This window comes from Rhodanobacter sp. TND4EL1 (assembly GCF_054061035.1).
Genome location: NZ_JBSSDT010000005.1, coordinates 1 through 15,417, shown reverse-complemented (window position 1 = coordinate 15,417; position 15,417 = coordinate 1). Strand labels below are relative to the sequence as shown.

Genomic DNA, 15,417 nt, shown 5'->3' with positions numbered 1-15,417 from the left:
AGACCACCAGCGCAGGCCTGCCCGGGCTGGTTCTGGTCTGGCGCTGAATGGGTGCCGGCGTACTCCGGCCACGCCAGGCCCCAACAAAAACGCGCGACCAGTGGCCGCGCGTTTTGTGACGCCTATTGAAGGAATCAGTGCCCGGTGATGCGCTCGGCGGTTTCCTCATCCGGCGGCACCAGGGGCGCATTCGGTTCCTGTCGGGCTTCCAGCTGCGCTGCTTCCACCGACGGCGTGCGCCAACCGGACTTCACGCCCCACAGGTAGAACAGCAGGCCGATCACCGCGACCAGCACCAGGTCCCAGCCGTACGGCAGATAGCCTTGGCCGCCGAACTTGGCGCTGCCGGCCCACGACACGATGGCCAGCGAAGGCAGGTAGCAGACCAGCCACCAGGCACCCTTCATCTGCCGCCCGAAATCGTGCCAGCCGGACTTGGCCTGGTAGTAGAAGTACACCGGCAGCGCGACCACCATCAGCAGGATGATCTCGCCGGTCAGCGGCCACTTGGCCCAGTACAGCAGCTCGGTGGACATGATGAAGGCGACGCCGGCCAGGATCGGCAGGCCGGCCAGGCGGAACGGGCGATGGAGCTCGGGCGCGGTGCGCCGCAAGGTCATCACACTGACCGGGCCGGTCAGGTAGGAAATGATCGTCGCCACCGAGATCACCGCGGCCAGCGAACCCCAGCCACGGAAGAAGAACAGGAACAGGAACGACACCGCCAGGTTCACCCACATCGCCGGGCGCGGCACGCCCCACTTCGGGTGCACGCGACCGAGGATCTTCGGCAGCGTGCCGTTGCGCTCCATGCCGTACAGCATGCGGGCGGTGGTGGCGGTATAAGTCATGCCGGTGCCGCTGGGGCTGATCACCGCATCGATGAACAGCAAGGTGGCCAGCCACTGCAGGCCGAGGATGATCGCCAGGTCGGCGAACGGCGAGCTGAAGTCGATGCCGTGCCAGCCCACGTTGGCCAGCATCTCGCGCGGCACCGCGCCGATGAAGGACACCTGCAGCAACACGTAGACCACGGTGGCCAGCGCAATCGAGCAGACGATCGCGAACGGAATGCTCTTGCCCGGGTTGCGCGCCTCACCGGCCAGGTTCACCGGGCTCTGGAAGCCGTTGAAGCTGAACACGATGCCGGCGATCGCCACCGCGGTGAGGATCGACGGGAAGTCGGTCTTGTGCAGCTCGCCGTGGATGCCGACGCTGAAATTCTCCGGATGGAAGCCGGTCATGATCAGCAACACCGCGGTGAGCGCGGGAATGATCAGCTTGAACATCGTGATCGCGGTGTTCGAGCGGGCGAACAGCTTCACGCTCCAGAAGTTGAACAGGAAATACATCACCACCAGCGCCGCGGCGATCAGCAGGCCGTTGGTGCTCAGCTCGCCGTGGCCGCCGGGAACCGAGTGGTACAGGTCCTTTGCCCACTGCCACTTCCACGACGACATGTACTGCGCCGAGGCCTCGGCCTCGACCGAGATCACCGAGACGATCGCGATCCAGTTCGCCCACGCGGCGATGAAGCCGACCAGCGAGCCGTGCGAGTAGTGGCCGTAACGCACCATGCCGCCGGACTCGGGGAACATCGCGCCCAGCTCGGCGTAGGTCAGCGCGATCGTCATGATGATCGCCGCACCCAGCACCCACGCCCAGATCGCACCGGGGCCGGCAATCTGCGCCGCTCGCCAGGCACCGAACAGCCAACCTGATCCGATGATCGAGCCCAGGCCGGTAAGCATCAGGGCGAAAGGGCCGACGTCGCGACGGATCTGGCTGGCTTGGGACATGGAGGCTCCGGTGGAGGGCGTCTGGGCGCGCCAAAAGAGGCTGATAGTTGCAGAATTGACCGCTCCGTGCCACCTGCCACCGGTCACGGTCGGCTGCGGATGGCTCGGTGGTCCGTGCGATCCGCCACGGTGCGGTAGCCGCCAGGCGCCGCCCGATACTTGCCGCACACGGGCTTCCACCCGTGCCGAATGCAGCCTCGGCCCGGGGTTCGCCTTGGTCGGGGCAGGGCAGTCATCGCCCGAGGCTTTACAATAAGCGGATGCCCACCTCCGATCACACTGACTCCCCCGTACCCGAGTACATGCGCCGCATCCGCAGCTTCGTGCTGCGCGAGGGTCGCATGACGCCGGCGCAGCAGCGCGCGTTCGACACCTTGTGGTCGCGCTTCGGACTCGACTACCGCGGGTTGCCGCGCAATTTCGCGGCAAGCTTCCAACGTGAGGCGCCGCTGGTGCTGGAGATCGGCTTCGGCAACGGCGAGGCGCTGGCCTGGGCCAGCGAACATGACCTGGCGCGCGACTTCCTTGGCGTGGAAGTCCACGGCCCCGGCGTGGGGCGGGTAATGAATGCGCTGGCGTCGCGTGACGCCACCAACGTGCGCGTGTACAAACACGACGCGGTCGAGGTGCTGGAACACGAAATCGCGCCCGGCACCCTGGCCGAGGCGCGCATCTGGTTTCCCGATCCGTGGCACAAGAAGCGGCACAACAAGCGCCGCCTGATCCAGCCCGAATTCGTCGCCTTGCTCGCCTCGCGCATGGCGCCCGACGGCTTGCTGCATCTGGCCACCGATTGGCAACCGTATGCCGAGCACATGCTGGTAGTGATGGAGGCGGCGCCTGCCTGGCGCAATCAATTGGGCGCGGGGCAATACGCCGAGAAGCCCGCATGGCGCATCGAGACCCATTTCGAGCGGCGCGGCCTGAAACTGGGCCACGGCGTGTGGGATCTGCTTTACCGCAAGGTCTGAAGAAGAGGCAGCTCCGCCATGCTGGCGGAGCCATCCATCAGGTGACGATGGTGGTCGTCAGCCCGGCTGAGTTCACCGTGACTTACTCGGTGATCATCTGCAGGTTGTCCTGCAGTGCATCCTTCTCGCGGTCGCTGGTCAGGTCGTACAGGTTGTAGCGTTTTGCCAGTCGCGCGCCGCCATCGCGCAGCAGCGGCTGCCACAACACGTTGGCGCTGCTGATGTGCGAGCTGGGCAGCATCAGGTCGAACGGGATCGAGATATAGATGCCCTTGTCGAAGCTGCCTTCGCCGAACTGCTTGGCCGACACGTTGGTGAACGTGGCGTACGCGCCCATCTGCACGCCGTTGCGGAACTTGCGCGACAGGTCGATGGTGGTGCCCATGTCGCCGGCCAGGTAACGACCGTAGCTGAGCGCCAGGCGCACATCCTTGTAGCCCAGGTCGAAGTAACCGGTCACGTGTCCGGTAGCGACCTGGTAGCGACGGAACGAGAAGTCCTGGTCGAAGCCGCGCTGCCTCACCCAGTTCGCGTCCACGCCGATTGCCCAGCGCTCACCCATCGGTCGGTACAGCACTTCGCCGCCCACGCCGCCATACATGCTTTCCAGCATGCCGCCGTATAGAAGGCCATACAGATCCGTGCCCAGACGCCGGCTGGCGGTCAGCTGGAAGACCGGCATGGTCACCCGCGAGCTGGTCAGGTACTCACGCACATAGGTGCGCACGCGGGGCAGGTTGCTGGGCGCGTCGTACTTGAAGTGGTCGTAGTTGTTCAGCAGGTTCGCGCTGACATTTCCGCTCCACCAGAAATTGGGCGTGAAGCGATAGTCCGCGTCGTAGTTGGCAAACACCTGATACAGGATGAAGGCATCCGGGCCGCCCAGCGACTGCGCGTAACCCAGCGCCAGGCTGCCGTGGAATTTCTTGACCGGCGCGCGATACAGCACGTCTTCGTGCTGTGGCAGCGGCGGATTCTGTTCCACGCTGCGACTGAAGTCGGACAGGTCGATGTCGTGGTCCAGCAACTGGTCGAAGCGCTGGCGGTGCACGCTGGTCGCCACGGTGGGCAAGCCTTCGCGCTCCAATACCAGGGTATACCAGTCGGTCGCCGGCGCCAGCTGGTTGTCCAGCACGCGCGCCATCCGGCCCAGGGTCTTGGCCTGGTAGAAGTAGCGGTGATCCGAGCCGGTCACCACCACTTCGCTGCCACGCTGGGCGACTTTCGACACCTGGATGCCGGCGTTGTCACGCAACTGCTTGCTCACGGCCACCCAGTCGACTTGCGTAGGTGTCTGCACCGGCGCCTTGCTGGCGCGCTCCGGCACGGGTGGATCAAGCAGCTTCGTCGGGCCCTTGCTCTGCGCCAGATTCGCATGCAGCGTGAAACCGAACATCGCCACCCGGCCGCGCTCCAGCGCCAGGCTCAGGTCGACGTTGTGGTTCAGTCGGTAGACCGCACCGATGTTGATCGGCGTACGTTGTGGCTGGTTGTTCTTCTGTGGCTCGTGCTTGTAGTCGTTGCCTTCGTATTCCAGCTTCAGGATCAGCGGCTGCCATGGCGTCTGGTAGCTGATGCCGCCGAAAAGCGCGGCACGCCCGCGAAAATAGTTGGTGCTGTTGAACTGTCCACCAGGATTGTTGCCGCGCCCGGGTCGGGTGTCGAATTTGTCGCTGATGAGGGAGAACGGGTTGCCGATATCGCCGCGACTTCCCATGTAGCCCCAGGCCATGCCCAAGCTGGCATCGATCGGCCCGAAGCGCTTGCTGGCCACCACGTATTCGCTGGAAAACAGGCCGGTACCGCCAAGGTCGCGAATGCCGATCGACACCGTTGGCAGGTAATGGCTTTCGCGCCACACCCGCACCTTGGCATCGATCGACTTGTCCTTGAGGGTCTGCTTGCCGCTCAGGCTTTCCGGCCCATACAGCCGGTTGCTGATGCTGATGTAGCGGAAGCTGCCTTCCAGCCAGGGCAGCGGCTGCAGGGTGAAGTTGTAGCGCGTATACGGCGAGATGCGGCTGGCGGTGAATCCCACTTCGCCTTCGTCGGCCATGCGCGTGGTAGGCGTCTGCAGCAGGCCGGCGCCGCCGAAGTCGCTTTGCGTCGGTGCGTTCTGCGCATGCACGGAACACGCCAGCAACCAGCCCGCCAACGGCAGCAGGCAGGTGCAATGACGACGGAGGGATTCGGACCTGTTCAAACCTGCTCGCTGGTGGGCGAGTCGATGACCCGACCGTATGACTACTACGCGAACAACATTACTGGGACCTTGAATCTGTTGCAGGTGATGCAGCAGCATGGCGTGGACCGGCTGGTGTTCTCTTCCACCGCGGCGGTGTTCGGCCAACCGGTCAGTGATCGCATCGACGAGGATCATCCCACGGCGCCGATCAATCCGTACGGCGCGAGCAAGCTGATGGTGGAGCGCATCCTGGCCGATGCCCATGCGGCTTATGGTCTGCGCTCGGTGGCCCTGCGATATTTCAATGCCGCTGGTGCCATCCCGGATGGCGATATCGGCGAGGCGCACAACCCCGAGACTCACCTGATTCCGAATGTGCTTCGTGCGGCACTCGGCACCGGCCCCGCGCTGAAAGTCTTTGGCGACGACTACCCGACAACGGACGGTACCTGCGTACGTGATTACGTGCACGTCGACGATCTGGCTCAGGCGCATCTGCTGGCGCTGGAATACATGGACCGTCAGGCCGGTGCGCACACGTTCAATCTGGGCAATGGCCAAGGCTTCTCGGTTCGCGAGGTGATGGCCGCCGCCGAGCAGGTAACGGGCAAACTGGTTCCCCACACGATGGCACCGCGTCGAGCCGGCGACCCGGCAGTGCTGGTAGCGTCCAGCGACAAGGCGCGTCGAGAGCTGGGCTGGTCACCGCGCTATGTGGAGCTTGCGCCGATCATCGAGAGCGCACGGCGCTGGCACGCGAACCCATGCTTCTGAGTTGCCGCCAGGCCGGTGAAGTCATGGCTGCGCGGGAGGCATGTTCGTGACAGTCGCCATCAGGCAGCTTTGGCTCCAGGTCACTGCGCTGGGCGACAGCTCAGTCATCTTGCCGTGTATGGGTTTGATGGCGCTGTGGCTGTTGTTTGACGCTTGCAATCACGCACCGGCGTGGCGCTGGCTGGTGTTGGCGGCCGGCGTTGCGATGCTGGTGATCACCAGCAAGCTGGTTTTCATGGTGTGGGGCGTCAGTCTGCCGGGACTGGACTTCACGGGTTTGAGCGGACACGCCGCGATGGCTGCGCTGGTGTGGCCGTGTCTGTTTGCGCTGTTGGCGAGGAAGAGCGGTACCGGCTGGCGTGTGGGTAGTGCCGTGCTGGGTTTGCTGCTGGCTGCAGCAGTAGCGTGGTCGCGTGTCGTTCTTCACGCACACTCCGTGTCCGAGGTGGTGCTCGGCGGCTTGACCGGTGCTGCCTGCGCGCTTTGGTGGCTGTGGCGGCATGGCCCGGCGTGGCGACTGCCTTGGTCGCCGCTTGTTGCGCTGCTGCCGCTGTTGCTGATCTTGCCGTTTGTCTACGGCCGCCGTTTTCCCTCGCAGGATATCGTGGTGACAGTGGCCAAGCATCTGGCCGATGGTCCGTTGCACACACGTCGGGAATTGCATCGGCATTGATCCGTGGTTCTTCTCCCTGTCCACGGTACGTCCGGCAGGCCCGTCGGGCTCTCTTCCACGTACGGGTGCCCTGTGAGGTGGGCAGATTCGTAGGAGCGCACCCTGTGCGCGATGTTTCTCGATCCGTACTGGAATGCACCGCGCACAAGGTGCGCTTCTGCCGTAGCGCGATGATTCGGGGCGCGAAAAAGGATGCTCTGTGGCGCGGTATTCGTAGGGCGCTGCCCGCCACTTTTGCCCGGCCTCATGATGGCCTTCGATGCGTTGGCGAGAAGCGCGTGCCTACAGCCGGCCGTCTACGGTGGCTGCAGGCAGCAGACTCTTGATATCGAATACCGCGCAGTTTTCGCGACCGTAGCGGCGCAGGCTTTCGTCACCACCGAGAAAGTCCTGGTGCGCAACGGCCAGCACGATGGCGTCGTAGGTGCGCTCGACAGGCTGGTCGATCGGCATGATGCCGAGTTTCTGCTGCGCTTCGGCCTGATCGGCCCATGGGTCGTAGACATCCACGCTGGCGTGGGCGGCTTCGAGCTCACGCACTATTTCCACGACACGCGTGTTGCGCAGGTCGGGGCAGTTTTCCTTGAAGGTCAGGCCCAGTACCAGGATGCGCGACCCAACCACGTGGATGCGTTTGTTCGCCATCAGTCGAATCACCTGATGTGCCACATACAGGCCCATGCGGCTGTTGATGCGACGCGCAGCGAGGATCAGCTCGGGGTGATAGCCGAGAATCGTGGCCTTGTGGGTGAGGTAGTACGGATCCACTCCGATGCAGTGACCGCCCACCAGGCCGGGCTTGAATGGCAGGAAGTTCCACTTGGTGCCCGCGGCGTCGAGTACATCCTGGGTGTCAATGCCCATGGTGTTGAAGATCATCGCCAGCTCGTTGATCAGTGCGATGTTGACGTCGCGCTGGGTATTCTCGATGACCTTGGCCGCTTCGGCGACCTTGATGCTGGACGCCTTGTGCGTGCCGGCAGTGATGATGCGCCGGTACAGCGCGTCCACGAACTCGGCGGCTTCCGGGGTGGAGCCGGAAGTGATCTTGGTGATTGTGGGAAGCCGGTGCTGTTTGTCGCCGGGGTTGATTCGCTCGGGACTGTAACCGCAACTGAAATCGTGGTTGAAGCGCAGGCCGGACGCCCGCTCCAGTACCGGGACGCAAATCTCCTCGGTGGTGCCGGGGTAGACAGTGGATTCGTAGATCACTACGTCACCGTGTTTGAGCACTTGGCCGATGCTGGCGCTGGCGTCCTCCAGCGGGCTCAGGTCGGGTCGGTTCGCTTCATCGACCGGCGTAGGCACGGTGACGATGAAAACGTTGCAGCTGCCGAGCTCGGTGACGTCGGTGGTGAAGCGCAGCCGGGTAGCGGCGGCGAGTTCCTCGGCTGGCGTTTCTTGGGTGCTGTCGCGTCCTTCGCGCAGTTCATCGACGCGCTTGCTGCTGATGTCGAATCCGATGGTGTCGAACTGCCCGCCAAACTCCACCGCCAACGGCAGGCCCACATAGCCGAGGCCGACGATGGCGATTCGGGTGGAGGGCAACGTGGGTATCTGCATGAGTCTGTCTGGTTTCCGGCGAGCAGCCGACAGTCTAGCGGGCTGCCGCGGATGCAGGCGCAAACGGCATCACGACGGGAAGTGCAGAGGCGGTGGCGCGGTGGGGCGGGCAACGCCCGCCGGTTCCGTTTGGTTTGGATGACAGATCAAGCAGCGGCGGGCGGTGTCCGCTCTACGGCGTTGCTGCGCGGTATGAGGTCAACGGACATCTCAGCCGTTGATCAGCGCCGCAATTTCCTCGGTGCGTTCGCGCATCAGCGCTTCGTCGGCGCGGGATTCCACGTTGAGGCGCAGGAGCGGTTCGGTGTTGGAGCTGCGCAGGTTGAAGCGCCAGGTGCCGAAGTCGGCGCTGATGCCGTCGGTGTGGTCGAGCGCAGGGGCGAGGTTGGCGTAGTGGGCCATGACTCGCGCGGTGGCGGCGGCTGCGTCGCTGACCTTGAAGTTGATTTCGCCGCTGCAGGGGAAGGCGCGCATGCGGTCTTCGACCAGTTCAGCCAGGGACAGGCCGCTGCTGCTGACCAGTTCGGCGATCAGCAGCCACGGGATCATGCCGGAGTCGCAGTAGGCGAAGTCGCGGAAGTAGTGGTGGGCACTCATCTCGCCGCCGTAGATGGCGTTTTCGGCGCGCATGCGTTCCTTGATGAAGGCATGGCCGGTCTTGCTCAGCACCGGAATGCCACCGGCTTGCTGCACCATCTCGATGGTGTTCCAGGTCAGTCGCGGGTCGTGGATGATCTTGCCGCCGGGGTGACGCACGAGCAGCGCGGTGGCCAGCAGGCCGACCAGGTAATAGCCCTCGATGAAGCGGCCATCGGCGTCGAAGAAGAAGCAGCGGTCGAAGTCGCCATCCCAAGCTACGCCGAAGTCGGCGCCATGGGCGCGCACCGCGTCGGCGGTGGCGGCGCGGCATTCGGGTAGCAGCGGGTTGGGAATGCCATGGGGGAAATGGCCGTCCGGTTCGTGCTGGATGCGGATGAAGTCGAACGGCAGGTGCGGGGCAAGCTGGTCGACGATCAGGCCGGCGCCACCGTTGCCGGCGTTGACCACGATCTTCAGCGGCTTCAGCCGGTCGCGCTGGGTGTAGCCGAGCAGGTGCTTGATGTAGGCGGATTTGTCGGTCATCACGCGCGGTGCGGCGGTGCCGGTCGGGATCGGCGCCTGATGGCTGGCGGCGAAGTCGCGGATCGCGAACAGGCCGCTGTCGCCGCTGATCGGGCGCGAGCCTTCGCGCACCAGTTTCATGCCGTTGTAGTCCATCGGATTGTGGCTGGCGGTGATCATCACGCCGCCGGCAGCGCCTAGGTGATCGGTCTGGAAGTAGACCTCCTCGGTCCCGCCCACGCCGATGTCGATCACCTCGCGCCCGGCCGCATGAAAACCATCAGCCAGCGCCGCCTGCAGCGCGGGGCTGCTCAGCCGCACGTCACGCCCCAGCACCACCGGACCCGGTCCCAGCTGACCGGCCATCGCCAACCCGATTCGCCGCGCCAGATCCTCGTTCAATTCATCGGGCACACGGCCGCGGATGTCGTAGGCCTTGAAGCAGGGGAGCGTGGTCATGCGGGATCCGGACGGTGGAAGCGAATCCCGCATTTTAGCCGGGCGATGCTGTGTGCCGGGTCAAATTGTAGGAGCGCACCTTGTGCGCGATGGGTTTGCGGTGGTGTGGCGGAGGGCATCGCGCACAAGGTGCGCTCCTACGACGCGGTGGTAGGGCGGGCAATGTCCGCCGCTTTCGTCTGGTTGGTGGCGGAGATCAAGGGCTGGCGGACGGTGTCCGCCCTACGGTCGCGTCGTCGTCGTTCGTCGGGGTTTGCAGACGAGCGGGCCGTAGGAGCGCACCCTGTGCGCGATGGGTTTGTGGCGGCGGAGGCGGAGGGCATCGCGCACAAGGTGCGCGGTGGTAGGGCGGGCAATGTCCGCCGCTTTTGTCCGGTTTGAGGCGGAGATCAAGAGCTGGCGGACGGTGTCCGCCCTACGGTCGCGTCGTCGTTCGCCGGGGTTTGCAGACGAGTGGGCCGTGGGAGCGCACCCTGTGCGCGATGGTTTGCGGTGGTGTGGCGGAGGACATCGCGCACAGGGTGCGCTCCTACGACTTGGTGGTAGGGCGGGCAATGTCCGCCGCTTTTGTCTGGTTGGGGGCGAAGCTCAAGAGCTGGCGGACGGTGTCCGCCCTACGGTCGCGTCGTCGTTCGTCGGGGTTTGCAGACGAGCGGGCCGTAGGAGCGCACCCTGTGCGCGATGGTTTGTGGTGGTGTGGCGGAGGGCATCGCGCACAGGGTGCGCTCCTACGACTTTCGGGCGAACGGTGTTCCGGCGATTTGCGTGGGCACGTTTGGAATTGCTGCCTGGCTCAGCGGAACATCAGGTTGATGACGGCCACGGTGACGGCGAGCACGATCAGGGTCAACGGGATGCCGACGCGCAGGAAGTCCTTGCCTTTGTAGCCGCCGGGGCCGGTGACCATCATCAGCGCGGGGTGGCCGGAGCTGAGCAGGAAGGTATTGGACGAGGACACGGCGACGATCAGCGCGTAGGCGGACGGGTTGCCGCCGGTGGCGACGGCGACGCTGATGGCGATGGGCACCATCATCACGGTGGCGCCGACGTTGGACATCACCTGCGAGAACAGCAGGGTGAGTACGGCCAGGCACAATTGCAGCACCCAAGGCGCGGCGCCGCCCAGGTGATCCAGCATGACCTGGGCGATCCACGCCGCGGTGCCGGTGGCGTCCATCGACCAGCCCAGCGGAATCAGGCAGGCGGTGACGAAGATGGTTTTCCAGTTGATCGCCTTGTAACCCTCGTCCATGTTCAGCACGCCGGTGAGCAGCATGCCGATCGCGCCGGTCATCATCGCCACGGACAGGTCGAGGTTGGTGAACAGGGCCAGGCATTTGGCCAGCAGGAAGAAGCCCACCGCCTGCCAGATCTTGCCGGGGCGCTGCTGTTCCTTGGGGATGTCGGTGACCACGACGAGGTCGCGGTCTTCGGCGGCCAGCGACAGGTCGCGCCAGTTGCTGTGCAGCACCACGGTGTCGCCGGCGCGCAGGGTGACGCCGCGTACGTCCTCGCGCAGCACCTTGTCGCCACGGGTCACCGCCAGCACCGAAATGCCGAAGCGCTTGCGCAGGCGCAGCTCGCCCACGGTGTGCTTGATGAAGCGCGACACCGGCGGAATCACCACTTCGGAAATGCCGGCGCGGGACGGATTGAACAGCTCGCCCAGCTGGCGCATGCGGGTGGACAGCCGGCACAGCTGGTTGTTGGCGAACTGGTTGAGCTGCTCGCGCGGGCCGAGTACGCCGAGCACCGAGCCGACCCAGATCACGTGATCGGCCGGCGGCGCCATGCGCGCGTCGTTGCCGCTCTTGATCGCCAGGATCAGCGGCGCCTCGTACAACTGCTCCGCCTCGCCGATGCTCATGCCGACCAGCGGGCTTTCGGCGGTGACGGTGAGCTCGGCGGTCTCGCCGACGATGCCGTAGGTTTCGGCGAAGTAGCTTTCGGTGCGCCCGGGCGTCACCTTCAGTCGTTCGTCCTCATGCCCGGGCAGCAGCTTGCGCCCGAAGAAATAGAAGTACGCCACGCCGACCACGGCCAGCGCCAGGCCGACCGGGGTGACGCTGAACAGGCCGAACTTCGGGATCGTGTGCGCGCCGGGCGGCAGGTTCACGTTGGCGCTGGCGATCAGGTCGTTCAGCACGATCAGCGGCGAGTTCGCGATCAGCGTGGTGTTGGTGGCGGTGAGGATGCAGAAGGCCATCGGCAGCAGCAGCCGCGAAATCGGTACGCCGGTGCGCGCGGCCAGGCGGCTGCTGACCGGGATCATCAAGGCCGCCAGCGCCTGGCTGGGAATCACCGCGCTGAACAGGCTGGCGACCATGTTGATCACCATGCCCAGCCGCGACTCCGCCCCGCGCGCCATGCGCATCACGAAGTTGGCGGTGAGGTTGAGCACGCCGGCGCGGTCCAGTCCCTCGCCCATGATCATGATTGCGATGATCGCGATCACCGCGTTGCCGGCGAAGCCGTTGAACACGCGGTCGGACGGGATCAGCCCGGTCAGGCCGATCACCACCACCACCAGCAGCGCCACCATGTCGGCGCGAATCCACTCCAGCACCAGCATCAGCATGGTGAAGCCCACCAGCCCCAGCACCAGGATCATTTCGGGGGTGAGCGACAGCGCCATCAGCTGACGTCCTTGCGACGCAGCGGCTTGCGATGGATACGGCGGGGCAGTGGAAGCTTCACGCTGCGGTCGATTCGTCCCTGTTGGATGACCGGGAGTATAAGCGGGCTGGCGTGACAGCTGGTGAACCGCAGGCCAAGCGACGAGCCCGCCGTTGCGATGTGCGTCACGAGAGCCGCCGAACCGTTGGCGCGACCTGGCGTCGCGAATCAGGCGCGCGCCAGCGCACGTCCCCTGCTGCCGTAGCGCCGGTTGAGCATGGCCAGCGCGATCAAGGCGACGGCGACTGGTGCGTACCAGGGAAAGCTGTACACCAATGACGGCGGCAACGTGGGCCATACCTTGGCGAGCAACGGCCAGACGTGTGACATGCCCACGCCGAGGAAGGCCACGTGGGTGGCGATGCCGGCGCCGAGGATGCTCTGGTAGTGCTGGATCACGTGCCAGTTGCTGCGCGCCGGGCCACGGCGGGCGAAGCGCCGCATGCGCGCGAACAGGATCGGGCCGATCAGCGAGAAGCCGAGCAATACCGGGTTGCCGGTCTGAAGGCCGAGGGCCAACGTGGCGATGCCTGCCAGCAGCGACGACCACATCCACAGCTGCCAGGCCGGGCGCGCCACCATCACGCGCCAGTCCGCCTTGTCCTGCACCGCGCGCCATGCCATCCAGCACGCCTGGCCGGTGATGAAAAACAGGTAGCCCAGGTAGGTGCCCGAGGTCGGGTCGCCGTCGGCAAATCGACGGACCACCAGCATCACGCCGGTCGCAAGGATCGCGCACATCGCCAGCATGAACAGCTGTCCCGCCTTGCGATGCAGCGGTCCGCCCTTGCGCGTCGTCGCCGCGGTCCAGAACGTGGTGAGTGCAACGGCCCCAGCGGCAATGTGCAGCCAGAGATTGATCTGATAGGGCAGGCCATGGAGCAGTGACGGGAACATGGAAACAACCTTGCGAGCGGCCTGATGGCCGGGTGGTTCCATGGTGACGGGCGCCGCCCGCCGATCGCAGTCGCAGAGGTCATCGCCTCGACATGACGGTCGTCACCCTGCGGATGCGGGGGCGCCAGAGCATCGCCCGCGAGCGGGCTCTTGCAAGCTCACCGCAAGGCTGCCGTCAGCTTCGTGACAGCGGCGCTGGCCGCGCCGGGCAATGGAGGCTTTGCGGCCGAGCCGGCGCCCGTCGGATCAGCACTCGATGACGTTGACCGCCAGGCCGCCGCGCGAGGTTTCCTTGTATTTGTCCTTCATGTCGCGGCCGGTGTCGCGCATGGTCTTGATGACCTTGTCCAGGCTGACGTGGTGCTTGCCGTCGCTTTTCAGCGCCATGCGGCTGGCGTTGATCGCCTTGACCGAGCCCATTGCATTGCGCTCGATGCACGGGATCTGCACCAGGCCGCCGATCGGATCGCAGGTCAGGCCGAGGTTGTGCTCCATGCCGATTTCGGCCGCGCTTTCCACTTGCAGCACGTTGCCGCCGAGCGCCGCGGTGAGTCCGCCGGCCGCCATCGAGCAGGCCACGCCGACCTCGCCCTGGCAGCCGACTTCGGCACCGGAGATCGAGGCGTTTTCCTTGTACAGGATGCCGATGGCGGCAGCGGTCAGCAGGTATTCGATGATGCCGTCGTCGTCGGCCTTGGGGCAGAAGCGCAAGTAGTAGTGGCCCACGGCGGGAATGATCCCGGCCGCGCCGTTGGTCGGCGCGGTGACCACGCGACCGCCGGCGGCGTTTTCCTCATTGACGGCCAGTGCATACAGATTTACCCAGTCGAGGATGGTCAGCGGGTCCTTCAGCGCGGCTTCGGGCTGGTTGCGCAAATCGGCCAGCATCGCGGGCGCGCGACGGGTGACCTTCAGGCCGCCGGGCAGCGTGCCGGGCGAGCGCAGGCCGCGTTCGACACAGTCTTTCATCGCCTGCCAGATCACCAGCAGGCCGGCGCGGGTTTCCGCTTCCGGACGCCACACGCTTTCATTCGCCATCATCAACTGGGCGATGCTGAGATGGTGCTGTTTGCACAGCGCCAGCATTTCGTCGCCGCTGGTGAACGGGTAAGGCTGCGCAGTGGTGTCGGCGACGATGCGGTCTTCCGCGGCCTCGTCGGTGTTGACCACGAAGCCGCCACCGACCGAGTAGTAATCGCGACTGGCCAGCTCATTGCCGTCGGCGTCATACGCGGAGAACCGCATGCCGTTGGTATGGAACGGCAGCTTCTGGCGCTTGTTGAACACCAGATCGCGCTTTTCTTCGAAGTCGATTTCGTGCCGACCGAGCACGCGCAGCCGCGCGCTGCTGCGGATGCGCTCGAGCGTCGCCGGGATCTGATCGGGATCGACGGTGTCCGGATGCTGTCCTTCAAAGCCAAGCAGCACCGCCTTGTCGGTGCCGTGGCCGCGACCGGTCATGGCCAGCGAGCCGTACAGCTCGGCGCGCACGCGCACCACGCGATCCAGCACGCCTTTCTCGTCCAGCCAGCGTTCGGCGAACCGCGCGGCGGCGCGCATCGGCCCCACCGTGTGCGAGGAGGAAGGTCCGATGCCGATCTTGAACAGGTCGAATACGCTGACGGCCATAAGCTCTGCTGCCGGGGATGAAGGTTGACCGGCTATTCTACGCGGAGCCCTTGCCCATTCGCAGCCGCATGTCCCATCTGATCCTCTACCAGCGCGACTACTGTCACTTGTGCGACCTTGCCCTGGCGGTGATGGCCGAAGCCCGCGCGCCCGACTTCGACAGCCAGTGGGTGGACGACTCCGCCGAACTCGAACAACGCTATGGCACCCGCGTCCCCGTGCTGCGCGACACCCGCGACAACCGCGAGCTCGACTGGCCCTTCGACGCCGCCGCCGTACGCGCCTTCCTGGCCCCGTCCTCGTAGGAGCGCACCCTGTGCGCGATGTTTCCGCCGCGACGCGCAAGAGCATCGCGCACAAGGTGCGCTCCTACAGATGCGCTCCCAATGTGCGTATCACCCTGGCTGCTTGAGCGCGCGCCGCCTCGCAGGCTGGCCGCGTGAGCATGCGCCGCCTCGTAGGGCGGGCACTGCCCGCCGGCTCTTCGCGCCAAGGCAAAAGCCGGCGCGCAGTGCGCGCCCTACGAGCCCCTTCGCGTAAAGCGCCGCTCTCGTAGGAGCGCACCCTGTGCGCGATGTTTCCGCCGCGACGCGCAAGAGCATCGCGCACAAGGTGCGCTCCTACGGACGCGCTCCGAATGTGCGTATCACCCTGGCCCCTTGAGCGCGCGCCGCCTCGTAGGGCGGGCAC

At 65.4% G+C, this 15,417-nt stretch carries 11 protein-coding genes; 4 read left to right on the top strand and 7 right to left on the bottom strand.

What is annotated here, in order from left to right:
• Window positions 1-134 precede the first annotated feature (134 nt).
• Window positions 135-1,799 carry an APC family permease gene (locus ACVWWQ_RS15420; protein WP_133951340.1) on the bottom strand — a complete coding sequence of 555 codons (1,665 nt, stop codon included), beginning with the start codon at window positions 1,797-1,799 and terminating at the stop codon, window positions 135-137.
• A 260-nt stretch (window positions 1,800-2,059) separates the two neighbouring features.
• Here ACVWWQ_RS15420 and trmB point away from each other — a divergent pair, with 260 nt between their 5' ends.
• Window positions 2,060-2,770 (top strand): tRNA (guanosine(46)-N7)-methyltransferase TrmB, encoded by a 711-nt coding sequence (gene trmB / locus ACVWWQ_RS15415; RefSeq protein WP_133951338.1) that lies wholly within the window; start codon window positions 2,060-2,062, stop codon window positions 2,768-2,770.
• 82 nt (window positions 2,771-2,852) lie between these two features.
• Here the strand turns inward: trmB and ACVWWQ_RS15410 are convergent, their stop codons facing one another.
• The gene (locus ACVWWQ_RS15410) at window positions 2,853-4,898 is read right to left on the bottom strand and encodes a YjbH domain-containing protein (RefSeq protein ID WP_457383463.1); all 2,046 of its coding nucleotides are present in this window, start codon (window positions 4,896-4,898) and stop codon (window positions 2,853-2,855) included.
• On the opposite strand from ACVWWQ_RS15410, the gene galE reads away from it, so the two are divergent.
• Both galE and ACVWWQ_RS15400 read left to right on the top strand, forming a co-directional pair.
• Window positions 4,893-5,729: a UDP-glucose 4-epimerase GalE gene (gene galE / locus ACVWWQ_RS15405; protein WP_133951334.1), complete on the top strand. Its 837-nt coding sequence runs from the start codon at window positions 4,893-4,895 to the stop codon at window positions 5,727-5,729. The two genes, ACVWWQ_RS15410 and galE, sit on opposite strands and share 6 nt — an antisense overlap.
• Before the next feature lie 46 nt (window positions 5,730-5,775).
• Window positions 5,776-6,402, top strand: a complete 627-nt coding sequence (locus tag ACVWWQ_RS15400) for a phosphatase PAP2 family protein (protein WP_166669771.1) — start codon at window positions 5,776-5,778, stop codon at window positions 6,400-6,402.
• 282 nt (window positions 6,403-6,684) lie between these two features.
• Here ACVWWQ_RS15400 and ACVWWQ_RS15395 read toward each other — a convergent pair whose 3' ends face one another.
• The 5 genes from ACVWWQ_RS15395 to ACVWWQ_RS15375 form a co-directional block, all read right to left on the bottom strand.
• A complete protein-coding gene (locus ACVWWQ_RS15395) occupies window positions 6,685-7,965 on the bottom strand; it encodes a nucleotide sugar dehydrogenase (RefSeq protein WP_166669770.1) in 1,281 nt (426 codons plus the stop codon).
• Between the two features lie 210 nt (window positions 7,966-8,175).
• A complete protein-coding gene (locus tag ACVWWQ_RS15390) occupies window positions 8,176-9,525 on the bottom strand; it encodes a phosphohexomutase domain-containing protein (protein ID WP_133951330.1) in 1,350 nt (449 codons plus the stop codon).
• 793 nt (window positions 9,526-10,318) lie between these two features.
• On the bottom strand, window positions 10,319-12,160 hold the full coding sequence (locus tag ACVWWQ_RS15385) for an SLC13 family permease (protein WP_208321631.1): 1,842 nt from the start codon (window positions 12,158-12,160) through the stop codon (window positions 10,319-10,321).
• Between the two features lie 209 nt (window positions 12,161-12,369).
• Entirely contained in the window at window positions 12,370-13,098 is a 729-nt protein-coding gene (locus ACVWWQ_RS15380) for a hypothetical protein (protein ID WP_133951328.1), read from the bottom strand.
• A gap of 246 nt (window positions 13,099-13,344) precedes the next feature.
• Window positions 13,345-14,727: an L-serine ammonia-lyase gene (locus ACVWWQ_RS15375; protein WP_133951326.1), complete on the bottom strand. Its 1,383-nt coding sequence runs from the start codon at window positions 14,725-14,727 to the stop codon at window positions 13,345-13,347.
• 68 nt (window positions 14,728-14,795) lie between these two features.
• On the opposite strand from ACVWWQ_RS15375, the gene ACVWWQ_RS15370 reads away from it, so the two are divergent.
• A complete protein-coding gene (locus ACVWWQ_RS15370; protein WP_099654275.1) occupies window positions 14,796-15,032 on the top strand; it encodes a glutaredoxin family protein in 237 nt (78 codons plus the stop codon).
• Window positions 15,033-15,417 lie beyond the last annotated feature (385 nt).